The sequence below is a fragment of the Echinicola pacifica DSM 19836 genome (genome assembly GCF_000373245.1).
Lineage (GTDB): Bacteria > Bacteroidota > Bacteroidia > Cytophagales > Cyclobacteriaceae > Echinicola > Echinicola pacifica.
The window spans coordinates 753,907-770,608 of the sequence record NZ_KB890738.1; the positions used below are offsets into that span (position 1 = coordinate 753,907).

Here is a 16,702-nt window from a genome sequence, read left to right on the forward strand (position 1 = left end):
ATTCTCACGCAAAACTAACCTAAGAGTTTTAAAAAATCCTAATTTGTCTGGCCTACTGCTTGTGTGGATCCTTTGGAAAGCGGAAGGTTTTTCAGGATAATCCTAAAGGTGGTTCCTATATCCACCGATGATTCCACCAGGATATCTCCATCCAAAGATCGAATTTGCTCCCGAATTAAATACAATCCCAGCCCTTTGCCCTCCACATGCGTATGAAATCGCTGGTACAAGCCAAATATCCTATCGCCATATTTCTCCAAGTCTATGCCTATACCATTATCATTGAAGGTGATAAGGATGTTTTTCCCCACCTGCTCTGTGCTGATATTCAGAATAGGCTGCCGATCAGGGTGGGAGTATTTGATGGAGTTGGTCACAAAATTCAAGAGGAAATTCTCCAAATGACTATATACATAGTTGATATGCTCCACCTGAAAATCCCTGTTGATAATGGCCTTGGCATCCTGGAGCTGGCGGAAAAGGCTCTTTTCAATATTATGAACCACATTATGGAAGGATATATTCTCCACCTTGAGTAGCTTTTGCTTTTTGATGGAGACCACTTCGATGAGGTCCATCAGTGTGGCATTGAGGATCTGAGTCGAGGTTTTTAGACTGTCGATAAGCTCCAGATTGGTGGGGTCAGCTAGATTATCCTCATTGATCAGGTCCAATAAGGAAGTTATATTCACAATGGGGGCACGCAGATTATGAGACACGATATAAGCGAAGCGCTGCAATTCCTCATTATGACTGGACAGATCCCGGATTAGCCTTTCTCTTTCTATTTGTGCTTTTTTGGTGACAGTGATATTTTGGGTTACCAATAAGGCGCGGGTTACTTTCCCGTCTTCATCCCTCAGTGGCACACCGATTTTCATATAATTCTGGTCATTGAAGGTTATTTCGTAAGTCACCGTTTGTCCCTGGAAGATCTCCTCTAGCTTTAGTTTTGCCCGGCGAGCGGTAAACTCATCGTATTTAGAAAGATGTTTGGTACCAATAAGTGCTTTTGGGTCCAGGCCCAAGTGAAAATACTCACTCCCTTCAGTATAGATATACCGCAGCTCCCGATCCAATACATCCACTGTGCCTTTAGGAAAATTCTCCGCAATGCTTCTATAGAGCTGCTGGGAAGAAACCAATTCCTGCTCATAGCGCATACGCTGCAGCTCAGCACCCACCCGATCCGCAAGTATGGAGACGATATTAATAATCCCACTTTCGTTTAGCATGGGCTTGGTATCGGCGAGGACCAAAATTCCCACCTTCTTACCCGCCTTATTTTTGATAGCGGTGGAGCAGTAGGACTTGAGTTTTTCGTCCTGTAAGAATAGATCTTTTGGAAATAGGTCCGCCACATGATCTGCAATGATGGTAACCCCATCTGATTTCGAATTCAAGGAGCGGTCACAAGGGGTATTCTTCAGCGTATATATAAAGTTAGGAATCAGGCCTCCATTCTTCGATACCGCTATGGTCTTCACAGATTCCTCATCTTCGAGGTAATCCCCAATGATGCAGAAAGAAATATTCAACTTAAAAGAAAGCAGCTTGACCAATTCATCGAAAAATTGCTGGTCATTATAATGAGCAGATATTTCCGCAGTGTCATTCAGAATGCGCTGCACATACTCTTTATAGGTAATGTCCTCAAAGGAAGCTTCAAAGACATTGTCCAGAGATAACTTTTTGACTGTTAGGTTTACGAAATAGTTCCTGCTATTTAGATAGGAGACAAAGGGCCCCTCATACCTCGCATAGCCATATTTCAGGCCCTCTAAGAGGCAAGGATAGACAGGATTATGCTTATAGATATCATGAATACTCTTCCCGATATAGTCTGTCTTATTTTCCGATTGCGTTTTCTGGAAGAGGGTTTGGTTGGCTTTTATGATCGTCCCCTCCTTATCAAACTGGAAGATCACCTGCGGACTATTGTCGAAACTTACCCTTTGGTAAGCGGGAAACTCATTTACTTCCTGCTGCAGTTGACGGAAGTAAGTGATGTCGATCATATACCCTGACCAACTCTTGCTATACCTGTCGGTGAGCCTACAGGTGCAGAAGAGGTATTTTATTTGATTTTGGCTGTTGATAATTCGGAAGGTTACCGTCACCTGAGGATTTTCATGAAGCTTCTTGTTCGCCGCAAGGATCAGGTGGTAATCATCAGGATGGATCCGCTGCATCAAGTCCTCCGATTTCATGGTAGTATGATCGTCCACCTCAAATATCTTGCGAACTTCTCTGCTAATAAAGGTAAACTCCTGCTCTCCGTCTACATTAGTGGTAAAGCTAAACACCATTCCTGGAAGGTGGTTTTCGAAATCATTAGTGACAATTTGATCTCCCTCATAGTTGGGCTTTTCGTCACTCACCTTTCGGATGGTGCCAAAGAGATAAATCTTGCCCGAGGTGGAATCATGAAAACTCACCGTATCTTCCCTTACGAATAGCAAGGAACCGGATTTTTGTTTCAGATGGTAATAGCTTACCAAGGGCCGGGTAGAATTCAGGCTCTTCTGGAAATTACGCTGATAGACTACCTTATCCCCTTCATAGATTAGGTCATACCAATCCTGGGCAGGGATCTCTGTATGATTATGTAGGGGGAAACCCATAAGTTTAAATAGCGGCCCTGAGAGTTTTATGGTGTCTCTACCAGTATGGTATTCGTAGAATAAAGCTTCCCTTCCCAGTCCGCCGATGAGCTCGTGATTCCAGTTTAGGAAGGCGTCTAGGTTTTGCTCAAATAACCCATCCATCACCTTTAATTTGACGAATCCCGCCTGGGGAAGGCTCTCCTTCTGTAATTGTAAATTGGTATTTGACTTAATTAAGATTTTTTGGTGCTTATCTTCCTGCAAAAAGGACTCGATAGACATCAGGTCGTTGGAGGGGTATAGCTGCTGGAAGAACTTGGCGAAATCAACGAGGGAATGGTGCTTTTTAGAAAATTTGTTGCCGATATAAGGATAGATAATCTCCTTATTTTGATCATAAAGCCATTGGGGAAGACCATCAGAAATTCCCAGATCAAAATTGAAGCACATGGATAGGATTTCGTTGCCATTGGCTTGCCGGATGATATTACCTTCTATAGCGCAATAGATGATCGTCCCATTATCGCATAGCAGATATGACTCCACCTGAGAGCTAGTTTCAAAACTTTCCCAAAACCTATCCAGCACCTTGTCCTCATAACATAGCAATGCATTGCTCAGATCTAGGGCAGTGAATATGGTGATAAATTCCTGAAATTGGCTACTAACAAAGAGTATTTGGTAATCTTTACTAGATGCCTTTTCTAAATTTAGAAGACCCGATATAGATTTATAGTTTTCCACTGGTATTCAGAGGTTTACTTTTAGGCATATTAAGTTGTTTTTCCTTAAAATGTTTAATAAATGTATGATAAAAAACGATGATTAACGAAAAATCAGTAAGAATTACCCCAATTCGCTAATTTTATATTTGTTTTTTCAAGGTTATCTTCTTTTCTATTTCCACCAGCTGACCATTAATATTTCGTCTAATGGTAAACCAGACATCATCTCCTTCTTCTGACTTCAGCAGGTCATTGATTTCGGACAATTCCCAATAGCCAATCGGAAGCAAATTGATGCTCAAAATCTCGTCGCCTTCCTTGAAGTTTGCCGCTGAGGCGGGGGATTTTTCCTGAACATTACTAATATAGTACCGCTTCTCACTGAGGCTGGTCATCCGGATTTTCAGCCCGCTCATATCATATTCAAAAGCCTGATGGAAGTCTGCTCCTTTCTTATAAAACATCCTTCCTCGTGTATAATCGATAATGATACTTAGCCTTGCAAGGATATCTGATCCTAGGCTGCCCATGCGGCCTGATTCGATGATGATATTGGAAAACTCCGTTTCTTCCGGATAAGATGTGATGACTCTTCGGAAAGTCATGGTCCCCAGTTTGTATTTATGCACCCTTCCGGCAAAGCCGAAGAGGTCCCCTCCCAGGGATCGGCCCAGATCGGTTTCGATCCGTTTTTGGGGAAGTGATATGTCTGGCCGGGTTTCTCTATTGAGGAGTAAGCCATGGTTAGCCCCTGTGTCTATGAGCAGACTGCCGGTCAGGTCCACCCCATTGCTTTGGACGATATGACTTTTGACATATGGCTTATAATTGTTGAAGGTCAAATTGATCTTCCGATACCCAAAGGGCTTCCATTTCATTTTATCATGATTGTAAAATGTAATTTGAGCCATATCATAATTGATTTTTACGGGGTTAAATTTGAAGAACTCATACCCTATAATACCATGAATCGGGATGCCAATCACTCGCTCCAGCTCCAAAAAATCCTCCTGCAATACCAGTATGGCTTGTAATCGGCCTTCCACTTCTCCCATATCGAGGTTATTATGCGGAGAAACCAGCGCGGTAAGGACGGTATTCCCATCTGCCCCCATCAGGTTTAGCGTTCGGGTATAATTCATGTTTAAACTGTCCCCGATGGACTTGCTAAAGAGGATGTTTGACTTTACTCCCGTGTCCACCAAAAAATTATAAGCATTTTTGCTGCCATTCAGCACCACCGGCACGATGATCAAATTGTTGTTTTTGAGGAATGGAATAATGGCAGAATTCTTCTCCTCTTTCATATAGAAACCCGGAACCTGTGCTAGGGATAGATTACCTAAGTTTAGGATAAAAAAAAGGGGAATAAGTATATTTTTTAGGGTCATACTTATTAAATTTAGTACTATCAGTCCAATTTAAAAAGGCATTGGCAGGGAAGATTTATAAACTTTGGATAATAAGTCTAAATAGTTTGGCCTGAGGATGACAATTTAATTTAGACTGAAAGCAAATAACCACCAATATCCACTAGAATGAGGAGGCCGTTTGAAAATATCTAAAAAAACCTGCATCTTTATTCTTTAGAAAAAATTAATAAGCTGAACCTACCCCTTATTGTATTGAATAGGAAGGGCTAAGCATCAAAACCCACAAGGTCAAATCGCTATCGTGAATTGACGTATATTAAGCAGGAAGAATTATTATGGCCGAAAAGTCAGTTGTAGAAAAAGCGAAAAAGATATTTGAAAACTTTTTGATGCGTCAAGGCAGCAGAAAGACCCCAGAAAGGTTTTCGGTAATTGATGAACTTTACGCTCTTCCTCAGGATGAACATATCGATGTTGAGGGTTTATTTTTGCTGATGAGGAATAAAGGCTATTCCATTAGTAGAGCGACCATCTATAATACCCTAGATTTATTGGTGGAATGTGGCCTAGCCGTAAAGCACCAGTTTAAGGATAAAGTGGCCCTCTATGAGCAAGCCTTGACCTATAAGCACCATGACCATCATGTGTGCAACCAATGCCGAAAGATCAGGGAATTCTCTGACGAAAGAATCAATCTGATCAAAGAAGCTATGGGTAAGGAATTTTCCTCAGCCATCACCAGCCACTCTTTGGTGCTATACGGGGACTGCCAAATCCCTGACTGCAAAAACTTAAAACTGGGCTAAGCCCTACCTCCTGAGCAATCGTTGATTTACCTTTATCGATAGGGTCATCCTTTCCGCTTATGCCTTAATTTCTTTCTCAAAAAATACTTATTATTCCCCCAAAGCCATTTTTTTCCATCTATCAGCCTGGCGAATAATTTTACGCTTAAGCCAGCTATTGGCTTCCTTTGCTGGGAATTCTGCCTGAGGATTTTTGAAATAAATAGCTTTTTCATGCTTCACATCGTCCCGGAGCAAGTCATTCTTCCCCTTAGCCACAGGGATCCGGGCATTTACTTGTTAACTATCGCCATCAATCAATTGGAATAATTATCTTTACGGTGGTTTTCCATATTCAGGCCTTTAAGGTTAATTTTGGGTCTTTTGTCAGCATCTTTGATGGAACTGACGTGGCGAAGCTGTGCCATTTTATAAGCAATATATTCTATATCCAATGATATCATTTTTGAAGTCCTCAGCCTTTACCTTTCTCATCATGGTAATGGTAAGTTTATTAGCTGCTCCACTAGTGCAGGCTCAGTCCCTAGAGGATGTGGCATCCATCAGGGTGGATGAGCTCTCCGATGAGCAGGTACGGGCGGTAATGCGTAAGGCGGCTGACTCAGGCCTGAGCAGCTCGGAGCTGATAGAGATGGCCAAAGCTCAGGGGATGTCTGAGGCAGAGGCGCAGAAACTGAAAAATCGCATCCAGGCTATCGAACTCGGCAGCTCGGAAGTGGCGACTGCCAAAAGTACCCCCAATGATCGCAAACCTAGGGAGCAGGTGGATGCATCGATCATCAGACAAAACGCCAACCAGGTAAAAGCAGCAATGCAAGAAGCTCCGGCCTTACCATTATTCGGAATGGATCTTTTTTATCAAAAGGATCGTAACCTGACTTTTGAGCCTAGCCTGTCCCTCGCCACGCCAAGCAGCTATATCCTGGGACCAGGGGATATGGTCTATATCGATATATATGGGGCTTCGGAAAACTACTACGAAAGCACAGTAACACCTGAAGGCAAGATCTTACTCGAGAATATAGGCCCCATAGCCGTGTCAGGCTTGAGCATCGTGGAGGCCAAAAAACTTATTCAAAGTCGGATGGCCAGATATTATGAAGACCTCCAGGGACCAAACCCCGCGACCTTTATGGAGATCTCCCTCGGCAATATCCGCAGCATCAAGGTTCATATGGTGGGCGAATTGAGATTACCGGGGACTTTTACCCTTAGTGCCTTCAGCTCGGTGTTTAACGCTCTTTACGCCGCAGGCGGTCCTAATCAAAATGGGACGATGAGAAATATCCGTGTGATGAGGAATAACCGACAGGTAGCCATCGTGGATGCTTACGACTTCCTCATCAATGGTAAAGCCAATATGAATTTCCAACTCCAGGATCAGGATGTGATTTTAGTGGAGCCTTACCAAGGGAGAGTTACTGTGGAAGGAGCCGTAAAGCGGCCCATGGTCTATGAGGTAAAAGGCGGCGAATCCTTCGAAGAGATCCTTGCGTATGCCGGAGGATTTACCGAAAACGCCTATACCCAGCGTGTCAGCGTGACCCGCCTGACTCCAAAAGAAAAAGCAGTATCTGACGTCTATCAGGAGCAATTTGGGATTTTTACGGTTCAAGCAGGGGATCGATACGAGGTAGGAAAGATTCTCGATCGCTACACCAATCGGGTACAATTAAAAGGAGCGGTATTCAGACCCGGAAATTATGCTTGGTCCGAAGGACTGAAGCTATCACAGCTGATCCAGAAAGCAGATGGGCTCAAGGGTGATGCCTACCTGCCACGAGCTACCGTACTCCGTGCCCATGAGGACCTATCCACTTCTATCATTCCGGTGAACCTCCAGGCCGTGGCGAATGGTCAGGAGGATCTGCTGCTACAGGCAGAGGACATCATACGAATCTCCTCAGTCTATGACCTGAAAGATGAATATTACCTCAAAATCTCCGGAGAAGTAAGAGATCCAGGAATATACCCCTACGCAGAGGGCATGACGGCGGAAGATTTGATTCTGCTGGCAGGAGGGTTTAGCGAAGCTGCCGCCACCAATAATGTGGAAATAGCACGTCGAAATATAGACCAAGCTGAGGGAGAGATGGCCACCCTGATTCCCGTCCAGGTCAATAGTAGCCTGAGCTTGGATGGAAGTTCGGAGAAGCTTATGCCTTATGATAATATCATCGTGCGTGGCAAGCCGAACTTTGCCCTCGACCGAGTGGTGATGGTGGAAGGTCAGGTAAATGCCCCGGGGGAATTTGCCCTCAAAAGTGCCGACGAAAGAATCTCTGATGTGATCAATAGGGCTGGGGGATTGACGAGTTTTGCTTATGCCAATGGGGCTACGCTAATCCGAAGAACTGAATATTATGACACTGAGTCTGAACGGCTCCGAAGAGAAAAGAATAACGTAAAACTGCTGGAAAGAGTGGCCACCGAGGATCCGTCGGATGCTCAGAATCAGCAAATCCTAAGGCTCCTCGAGGGAAGTCCGGAAGGATATCAGGAGTCCAATCGTGATGCCAGAATCCAATACCGCCATGAAACCCTCCAGGAAATCAGTCAGGGGGAAGGGGCAAGCATTAAGATCAAGCAGCAGGAAGCCATCGCCATAGACCTCAAAAATATCCTTGAAAACCCTGGGTCGAAATTTGACCTTATCCTGGAGGAGGGTGATATCATCACGGTGCCTAAGCAGCTGCAAACGGTCAGGCTGCGTGGGGAGGTCATCTACCCTACCACGGTGAGGTACGAAAATAACCAAAGCATGAAATATTATATCGATAGAGCTGGGGGATTCGATAACCGCGCCAAGCGCAAGCGCACCTATGTGGTCTATGCAAATGGCGAGGTGGCCCGCACAAAGACCTTCTTTTTTATCAATACCTATCCCCGTATCGAACCTGGTGTGGAGGTAATCGTCCCCTCCAAAGGGCCGAGAGTTCCACTTAGGGTAGGAGAGATTATTGGATTGACATCGGGATTGGCGACTTTAGCCTTGGTGATTTCCCAAATTAATTTTAACAGTGGATCTGGAAACTAATGGCAGAGCAAAAGCATATCATTGATGATAAAATCACTTTCGGGGAGCTTATCCTTCGTTTCCAGGACTGGATAAGGTATTTCAAGTCCAAGTGGAAGTTTATCTTTATCATAGCCACCATTGCAGGACTATTAGGACTGCTGGCTTCCTGGGTCAAGAAACCCAGATATACCGCAGACACCACCTTCGTGATCGAGGAATCTAGCGGAGGAGGCATGGGGGGACTTTCTGGGCTTGCCAGCCTCGCAGGGATCAACTTAGGTTCCTTGGAAAGCGGCAGTGGCCTGTTTAAGGGAGAGAATATAATGGAGCTCTACCGCTCAGACAATATGCTCATCAGTACCTTGCTAAGCCCTTTTAAGGAAGAAGGTAGCTCCCTTGCAGAGCGTTATATCAGTTTTCATGAGCTGGATCAAAAGTGGAAGGAAAAGGTGGATTTTGAGCGCTTGGATTTTGGCCTCCCTCGACAGCAGTTTTCCGTGCAGCAGGATAGTGTGATGAAGGAACTCGCTAAGATGATCCGTGAGGGGGAGCTCGATGTGAGCAAGCCTGACCGCAAGCTGTCAATTATCAAGGTCGGTATCACCTCCAAGGATGAGCATTTTGCGAAGGAATTTAACGAAAAGCTGGTGGAGAATGTCAATCGATTTTATTCTGAAACCAAGACTAAAAAAACTTCCGAAAACCTACGTATTCTCCAATCGCAGGCAGACAGCGTACGGAAGGTGCTCGACCAGAGCTTGCTAAGCTACGCTCAGCTTCAGGATAACCGCCCCAATCCCAACCCTCTCCTGCAAAGCGCCGGGGTCAATATAAAAAAACAGCAGGTGGATATCCAGGTGGCCACCAGCGCCTATGGAGAGATCATAAAAAACCTCGAGGTAGCTAAGATAAGCCATCGGAATAATTCTCCCCTGATTCAGGTCATCGACGAACCGATCTATCCGCTGCGCGAAACAAGGCTCAAATGGTACGTGGGATTGGTAATAGGCGGAATCGCCGGTGCTTTTCTTGCGATATTTTACCTCTATATCACTAAGCTATATCACGCCAATGTCAGAAGGCATTAGGCGCGTGAATAATTGCTTATTATTAGAATTTATCACTTTCCAATTCCTCCCCACGCCTATAAAGTCCTTAATCAACCTTCATGTTGATGGCCCCACTGGATGATCGATAAGTATATTTCCATCCCTTTTTCTCAGTTGATACGACATAAGTCGGTACAGAATTTTATTTTTTTACTGTTTATTCAGTCCTCCAATATTCTGATTACGCTGATAGTAATGCCCTTGCTGATCCAATCCATCGGTGTGGATCAGTTTGGATTGGTGAGTCTGGCGCTGTCGGTGATTCTCATCGCCAATATTTTTGTAGGTTTTGGTTTTCAGCTCAGTGCGCCTCGAGAGGTGGCACTGAGTCAAAAGAAGAAGAAGAAACTTTCGCGCATCTTATCTGGGGTACTCTCTGGCAAGCTACTCCTGGCCCTGATCGCCGCGCTGGTGTTGCTGATCGCGGTATATGGTTTTGACTTGTTTCCTGATTATCAGGAGATGCTGGTTTTTTCCCTGATGATGCTCTTTTCTGAGGCCACCTTGCCGGTTTGGTTTTTTCAGGGGATGGAAAAGATGCGTCTGGTATCCGTGGCCAATGTCTTTAGCAAGCTATTATATTTAGCCGGCATCGTATTATTTATCACCGGTCCAGAAGATGCCAAATGGGTGAATTTCCTCTTTGGGTTCACAGCTTTTTCAGTAAACTTGTTTATTCTCGCTTACCTTCATTATGGGCTTAGGATAAGACTAATCCGTGTGAGCTGGGAGAGGATATATAAGGGGCTGAAGGACAATACCTACCTATTTTTATCGGCTTTTGCCAATCATATCTCCGTCAATGGAGGCATAGTGATATTGAGTTTCTTCGAGCCTGCCAAGACGCTGGGCATGTACAGTCTGGCGGAGCGAGTGAGCCTGGTGCTACGGATCGTTCCTGCGCTTATCGCCCAGGCGGTCTATCCGAATGCGGCGAAATTATATGCAGAGGACCATGCGCGGTTTTTTGCTTTTATGCGTAAGGTCTATGTTTTTACCCTTGGGTTTTGCTCCATACTGGTCCTGGGCGTTTATTTTCTCGCTCCTTTTATCATAGAGTTATTAGCCAAAGGCCCCTTACCCGAGAGTGTGCTCTATCTGAGGATATTGGTTCTGGTACCTTTGATCGCGAGTCTGAATGCCGGCAACACAGTATTATTGCTTATTGCTGAGAAGAAATATCTCCTGTTTAATTCCTCCTGGATCATGCTTTCGGCCATGCTGGTGGGGACGATTAGCCTTACCGCCAGCATGGGGCCTATGGGCTTATGTATAGCGCTGGTGGGAAGTGAGCTATTTGTGTTCTTATTTACGCTTTCGTTGATTTATCGCAAATGCCCTGAATTGCTGAAAGGCTTTTATTCTAGGCCTCAGGAATAGGCCTCAGGTATAGGGATCGGAGAGTCGGATCGGCGAAGTTTATATCATATTAGAAAAATTGAAGAGTTTATGAATATACCTGATAAGGAAACCATCTTTAGCGAGCTGCGGAATGAAGTCCTCCGAAATGGCTCAAAAGGCGAGGTGGAATATTTCAATTATCATGAAAAACGGTTTAACCGAGTAGTTGATTTTATCGCCAGGCATTATGCTGGCCGCAAATTAAGGATTCTGGATATAGGGAGTCATTACCTTCATACCGCCTGTCTCATGCGAAAGATGGGCCATGAGGTGGACGGAATGGATGTCCCTGTATTCTGGGGGATGCCTACTGTCGCTGCCAGGGCGGATACCTATGGCATTGGCCGGATTATCGAAGCCGACCTGGCGATCGCTGAGGCGTTGCAGGTTGAGGAAGGCCATTATGATGTCGTTCTCTTTACGGAGATTATGGAGCATATCACCTTTAATCCCGTGGCTTTTTGGAAGAAGGTCCATCATGCAACCAGCGATGGCGGCAGGATTTATATATCCACCCCCAACAGCCTGAGCCTTCCCGGCCTGGTGCGGTCCACCAAAAATATCCTGACCTTCAAAGGCGTGGGTACCAGCGTGACCGAGATCATGGCGAAGGGAACCTATGGACATCACTGGAAGGAATATTCCTCCCGGGAGATAAAAACCTACTTTGAGCTGCTCTCCGATGATTTCTCAGTGGAGGTGCAGAAGTATTCTTATAAGACCTATAAGGGAGAAGGACAAAGCCTTTACAGCACCTTGGCCCATATTGGGAATGCTACGGGATTCCTGGCAGAGGAGCTAGAAGCCGTCGTAACCCTTCATAAGGGGCATCCGTGGAAGGCCATAAATCCACAATTCTGATACGCTAGAATGCTTAACTCTCCTCCAATCGTACCATGAAAGCTGCCCCTAATGCCTCCGTGGCCATTATTGTGGTCAACTGGAATGGATATGAATTCACCCGGAATTGTCTGCAATCCCTAGCGCGTATCAGTCAGCCAGACTTTCAGGTCATCCTTGTGGACAATGCCTCAGAGGATGACTCCAGCACTAAGCTGAGGGCAGAATTTAGCCATCTTACCCTCCTGGAGTCCGAGCAGAATCTGGGTTTTACTGGTGGTAATAACCTGGGTATCGCCCATGCGCTAGCTGAAGGCTATGACTATCTCCTCCTGCTGAATAATGATACGGAGGTGGAGCCAGATTTTATATCCCTCTGCTTAGCTACTTTGCAGGAGGATCCCGGCATCGCAGCAGTACAGCCCCTGATGTATTATTTGCATGATAAGAAAACGGTGTGGAATGCTGGAGGTGAATATCGAAAATGGATGGGAGCGTCCATATCGCTGACCCAAAGACCAATCTCTGATCGTCCCTATTTTACCGAATGGATCACTGGGTGCTGTATTCTGGTGAAGGCTGAGGTCGTACGGGAAGTGGGGCCATTAGATGACCGGTACTTTGCCTATTTTGAGGATGTGGACTGGTCCTTGCGCATGCGAAATGCAGGCTATATGCTTCAGGTGGTGCCCTCGGCGGTGATCTACCATGAGGCGGGGGCCTCATTGAAATCCAAAAAGTCAGGTAAGGAGGGACGTTTAAACCCAAAAATTCATTATCTAAATAGCAGAAACCAGATTTTTCAGCTACGCAAGCATGTGAGATTCCCTTATTCCCTGATCGCCTGGCCGTATCAAATGGGGAAGTTTAGCTTATATTCAATCTATTTTGTCCTGAGAGGTAGAAAAGAGAAGCTCCGTATAATGTGGGAAGGAATAATGGAAGGGCTTGGCCACCAGCAGAAATTCTGAATTCCTGCCATATTTTCAGGATCCTGAAGGCCTGACAAGTAGAAACCTATTCGTGCACTCCAGTCGCGAATATCCTAAACCACAAAGCTGGGGCAGTGATCCGCCCTGTAAATCAATCCAATGCTATTTATAATTATCATAATTTATGTATTAGCAATTACTTCCATTAGTTTGGATAAGATCATTTTTAAAGGAAAGTGGGAGTGGGTCATTTTCTTTATGATTATGTATTTGCCGATATATATTACAGTCCTTAGTGTGGTGTATCAAGCGACTGGTTCAGCCTTTATGGTGAGTATATTCCAGTACCTGAAAGAAATGATGCTTTTCGCAGCGCTGGGTTCCTTTTTAGTGTATCAAAGGAATATTTTTGCTTATCCTATTAAGCTTCATTTAGTGGATAAGCTATTCCTTGCCTTTTATGCGCTTGCTTTGATCTTCCTAATCCTGCCGATTGGCCCCGCCACTTTCATCGATAAGCTGAAGTATTTTAAGAATATTTCTATTCCCGGAATTATGTATTTCATAGGTAGAAATACTCGATTGTCAGATAGGGAATTTAGGCAATTTTTTATCACGGTCATGATTATTTTCTTCCTGGCGGTATGTCTGAATATTTTCGAGAAATCTATTGGTGTACATTTCCAAAACATCGCAGGCTATGCGCTATATAATAAGGCCATTAATGAGGTAGATCCCGTGGGGAATTATGGCCTGACTTGGACTTTTGAGACTCAAACGACAGAAATGCGACTCGCTTCTTTTTTTTCTGATCCCTTAGAATTAGCGAGTTCCTGTCTAATGGGATTTTCTGTAGGGCTGATTGGATACCTTACTTCCAAGCGGAATCAGTCTTGGGTATTTATATTAACTATGCTATGTACGGTGGGAAGTGTGATATTTGCAGCATCTAGAGCCTCATTTGCTTCCTTCTTTATAATGCTATGCTTCATTGCCATTATTTTTCGCTTATATGGTTTATTAAAAATGGGCATTTTTCTGTTTCTGTTTTTTGTGATATATGTGGTCTGGATTGCTAATGATGAATTTTATTATTTCGTCATAGATACCCTAACCTTCGAGAATGCTTCCAGTTTTGGGCACGTTGTGGCATGGTTGGAGGCCATTAATGAGATGAGCGTCGCTCCATTGGGATCGGGCCTGGCGACCAGTGGGAATGCCAGTGCGGTAAGCGATGACCTTCGGATAGGGGGGGAAAACCAGTTTTTAATTTTTGGCGTCCAAATGGGCATATTGGGTATGCTACTCTATATTTCTATTCTATATGTGGGGATCAAAACGGCGATTCATGTGTTCAGGACAGTAGATGATATTAATTATGCGAGAATTGGCTTTATCGCAGCCACCACCAAGGTAGGGTTATTGCTGCCCTTATTTACTGCAAATGCAGAATTATATGCTTTTGTTTCATGGACGAGTTGGTGGATGATAGGGCTTAGTATAAGAAGCTTAAATAGTACCTTCAAGCCTACACTTGTCCCGGAAGGATAGTGATTTCAGCTATGATAAATTTTAAAATACTATAAATGATGCAAGTGAAATCCTGGTGACTGATAACAAATTGTGGGAAAGTCAGAGTTTGCTATGCTGCCTGATGACCTTTGCAGAATGACAAGTCATTGGTAATTTCTAATGGGAGAATTCAATATTAAATGAAAAAAAAGATACTTATAGATATTTTTTACCTGCATATTGCACAGACAGGTATCAAGACCTATACTGAATCCCTTCTGGAAGCGATTTCTCAAAGGGAGGTAAGGGAAGAATATGAGTATATTATTAGTCCGAATCATGCTTCGATTAAGACCAGCACTTTTTTTAAAGGCAAAACCCCAAAATGGAAGAATTTGCTCTTTCAGCTATTTTACTTTATTCGAAAGGCGATAGTTCTTCCCATACTTACTTATTGGTATAAAAGTGATATTGTATTGTCCCCCGACATCCTTTCTCCACTATGGGCCAGAGGCAGGAAAGTTTCTGTTCTTCATGACGCTTTCTTTTGGGAAAACCCAAGTCACTATAATTCCCTATGGAGAAAATATTTCCTGAATGCCCTGGCGTTCTCTTTACGCCGCAATGCCTCCGTGGTAACCATTACAAACTACTCCAGAAAGCAAATAGAGAAATATCTAAACCTTCCCAAGCTATCAATAGAGGTGGTTTATCCTGCCACCAATCTGCTTGCGGTTCCTACGGTTACAACCCGAAAGATGCTAAGTAAGCCTTATTTCCTTCATGTAGGGGTAATGGAAAAAAGAAAGAACCTGCTTACTTTAATCAAGGCTTTCAAACAATTTTTGGAGGGGCAAAATTCAAATTTTTGCTTAGTGTTGGTAGGCCAAAGGGGGCCAAGAAAGGATATGGATGATTACGATGCCATCATTGCGGAGATAAAATCATCAAATCTGGAAGACAAGGTGATTCTTCCTGGGTATGTGAGTCGGGAAGAGTTGGATTCTTATTATAGACATGCTTTTGGCTATATATTCCCCTCATTAAATGAGGGCTTTGGCATGCCTGTTTTGGAGGCATTCTCCTATCAGCTGCCAGTGATTATTTCCCGCCAAGGTGCCTTGATGGAGGTGGGCGATGAGGCAGTCCTCTGTCCAAAAACCAATAAGGCGGCAGACTTTGCATTTGAAATGAAGAAAATCGAAAGTGATCCTGTATTGAGAGGGGAGCTTGTAAAAAAGGGCAATAATCGACTTAAATACTTTGGTGATGGGAAGCGTTTTCTGAAAGATTTAGAAATCTATTTTGAGAAATTATAAAATTCTAAAAATTAAGTAGTTCTACAAAAGGGAATGTCTATGGTAAAGACATTCCCTTTTGTATGAAAAATACTCATCCCTTGATTTCACGAGCCCTGCGAATTGGTTTACAGGTTCATGATTTATATGCTAGGCTATATTTGCTGTAAAGCTATATAGGAGGAACCTCCAGAAAGAAAAGGCGACGATCAACCGTAATAAAAGGTATTTTTTTTCATCTTTGACTATGTTTGTTTGGCTAAAATTAATTTTCCTGGGGAACCGAGGTATTTTTTTTAAAAATTGATTGGGCATTAGTTTTATTAAGCGGCAAAACCGTGTAATTCATTATGGCGAATTTTATTCAGCGCACAATTACCAATTTCACCGGAATGGATCTATCAGACCGCTTTGGTGAGGATTGGGATAGTTTATCTACACTAGGGGTTATGCTTCGTATGAGCATATGGCTAATTAGAGGAAGTATCCGAAGGCTATGGTTTAAGTCCTCCAAGGGTATGCTGCTGATAGGTAAAAGGGTGTCGATAAGACAGGCACGTTACCTCAGCGTGGGCAGGAATTTCATTCTTCAGGATAACTGTGAGATCAATTGCCTATCGCAAAGAGGCATAGTCTTTGGCGATAAGGTGACTGTGGGAAGTTATGCTATTATTCGTCCCACCAATCTATATGGCGGTGAGGCCGGCGTGGGGCTTAAGGTAGGAAATAATTCTAGTATAGGCGCTTATGCCTATATAGGATGCTCTGGCTGGATAGAAATTGGGGAAAATGTCATGATGTCTCCCCGGGTAAGTATTTATTCAGAAAACCATAATTTTTCTTCGGTGAATCTTCCGATGAAGGAGCAGGGAGTCACTCGATCATTTGTAAAAATCGAGGATGATTGCTGGATTGCCTCAAATTCCATAATTTTGGCAGGAGTAACTATAGGGAAGGGGTCTGTGGTGGCTGCTGGGAGTGTAGTAACAAAGGATGTCCCTCCTTATTCCATTGTCGCAGGAAATCCTGCAAAGATTATCAAGTCCCGCAAGGAGGATAACCTAGGGTAAGTTTTTAGATT

At 43.9% G+C, this 16,702-nt stretch carries 12 protein-coding genes; 9 read left to right on the forward strand and 3 right to left on the reverse strand.

What is annotated here, in order from left to right:
• Positions 1-38: 38 nt before the first annotated feature.
• Together B050_RS0103150 and B050_RS0103155 are read right to left on the reverse strand one after the other, a co-directional pair.
• On the reverse strand, positions 39-3,350 hold the full coding sequence (locus B050_RS0103150; RefSeq protein WP_018472431.1) for a PAS domain-containing protein: 3,312 nt from the start codon (positions 3,348-3,350) through the stop codon (positions 39-41).
• A gap of 121 nt (positions 3,351-3,471) precedes the next feature.
• A complete protein-coding gene (locus B050_RS0103155; RefSeq protein ID WP_018472432.1) occupies positions 3,472-4,722 on the reverse strand; it encodes a PDZ domain-containing protein in 1,251 nt (416 codons plus the stop codon).
• Between the two features lie 317 nt (positions 4,723-5,039).
• On the opposite strand from B050_RS0103155, the gene B050_RS0103160 reads away from it, so the two are divergent.
• Positions 5,040-5,510 (forward strand): Fur family transcriptional regulator, encoded by a 471-nt coding sequence (locus tag B050_RS0103160; RefSeq protein WP_018472433.1) that lies wholly within the window; start codon positions 5,040-5,042, stop codon positions 5,508-5,510.
• 90 nt (positions 5,511-5,600) lie between these two features.
• Here the strand turns inward: B050_RS0103160 and B050_RS23355 are convergent, their stop codons facing one another.
• Complete coding sequence (locus B050_RS23355; protein ID WP_018472434.1) at positions 5,601-5,768, reverse strand: hypothetical protein; 168 nt, start codon at positions 5,766-5,768, stop codon at positions 5,601-5,603.
• A gap of 175 nt (positions 5,769-5,943) precedes the next feature.
• Here B050_RS23355 and B050_RS0103175 point away from each other — a divergent pair, with 175 nt between their 5' ends.
• The 8 genes from B050_RS0103175 to B050_RS0103215 all read left to right on the forward strand — a co-directional run bounded on the left by B050_RS0103175 (position 5,944) and on the right by B050_RS0103215 (position 16,691).
• Positions 5,944-8,547 carry an SLBB domain-containing protein gene (locus tag B050_RS0103175; RefSeq protein ID WP_018472436.1) on the forward strand — a complete coding sequence of 868 codons (2,604 nt, stop codon included), beginning with the start codon at positions 5,944-5,946 and terminating at the stop codon, positions 8,545-8,547.
• Positions 8,547-9,617: a GumC domain-containing protein gene (locus B050_RS0103180; RefSeq protein WP_018472437.1), complete on the forward strand. Its 1,071-nt coding sequence runs from the start codon at positions 8,547-8,549 to the stop codon at positions 9,615-9,617. The genes B050_RS0103175 and B050_RS0103180 overlap by 1 nt, the downstream gene beginning before the upstream one ends.
• Positions 9,618-9,716: 99 nt before the next feature.
• Positions 9,717-11,018 carry an oligosaccharide flippase family protein gene (locus B050_RS0103185; RefSeq protein ID WP_018472438.1) on the forward strand — a complete coding sequence of 434 codons (1,302 nt, stop codon included), beginning with the start codon at positions 9,717-9,719 and terminating at the stop codon, positions 11,016-11,018.
• Between the two features lie 69 nt (positions 11,019-11,087).
• Positions 11,088-11,900 carry a class I SAM-dependent methyltransferase gene (locus B050_RS0103190; RefSeq protein WP_018472439.1) on the forward strand — a complete coding sequence of 271 codons (813 nt, stop codon included), beginning with the start codon at positions 11,088-11,090 and terminating at the stop codon, positions 11,898-11,900.
• 35 nt (positions 11,901-11,935) lie between these two features.
• Positions 11,936-12,850: a glycosyltransferase family 2 protein gene (locus B050_RS0103195; RefSeq protein WP_018472440.1), complete on the forward strand. Its 915-nt coding sequence runs from the start codon at positions 11,936-11,938 to the stop codon at positions 12,848-12,850.
• A 171-nt stretch (positions 12,851-13,021) separates the two neighbouring features.
• Positions 13,022-14,362, forward strand: coding sequence for an O-antigen ligase family protein (locus tag B050_RS0103200; RefSeq protein WP_018472441.1), 1,341 nt, complete (start codon positions 13,022-13,024; stop codon positions 14,360-14,362).
• A gap of 161 nt (positions 14,363-14,523) precedes the next feature.
• Positions 14,524-15,642: a glycosyltransferase family 4 protein gene (locus B050_RS0103205; RefSeq protein WP_018472442.1), complete on the forward strand. Its 1,119-nt coding sequence runs from the start codon at positions 14,524-14,526 to the stop codon at positions 15,640-15,642.
• Between the two features lie 329 nt (positions 15,643-15,971).
• Positions 15,972-16,691, forward strand: coding sequence for an acyltransferase (locus tag B050_RS0103215; RefSeq protein WP_018472444.1), 720 nt, complete (start codon positions 15,972-15,974; stop codon positions 16,689-16,691).
• Positions 16,692-16,702 lie beyond the last annotated feature (11 nt).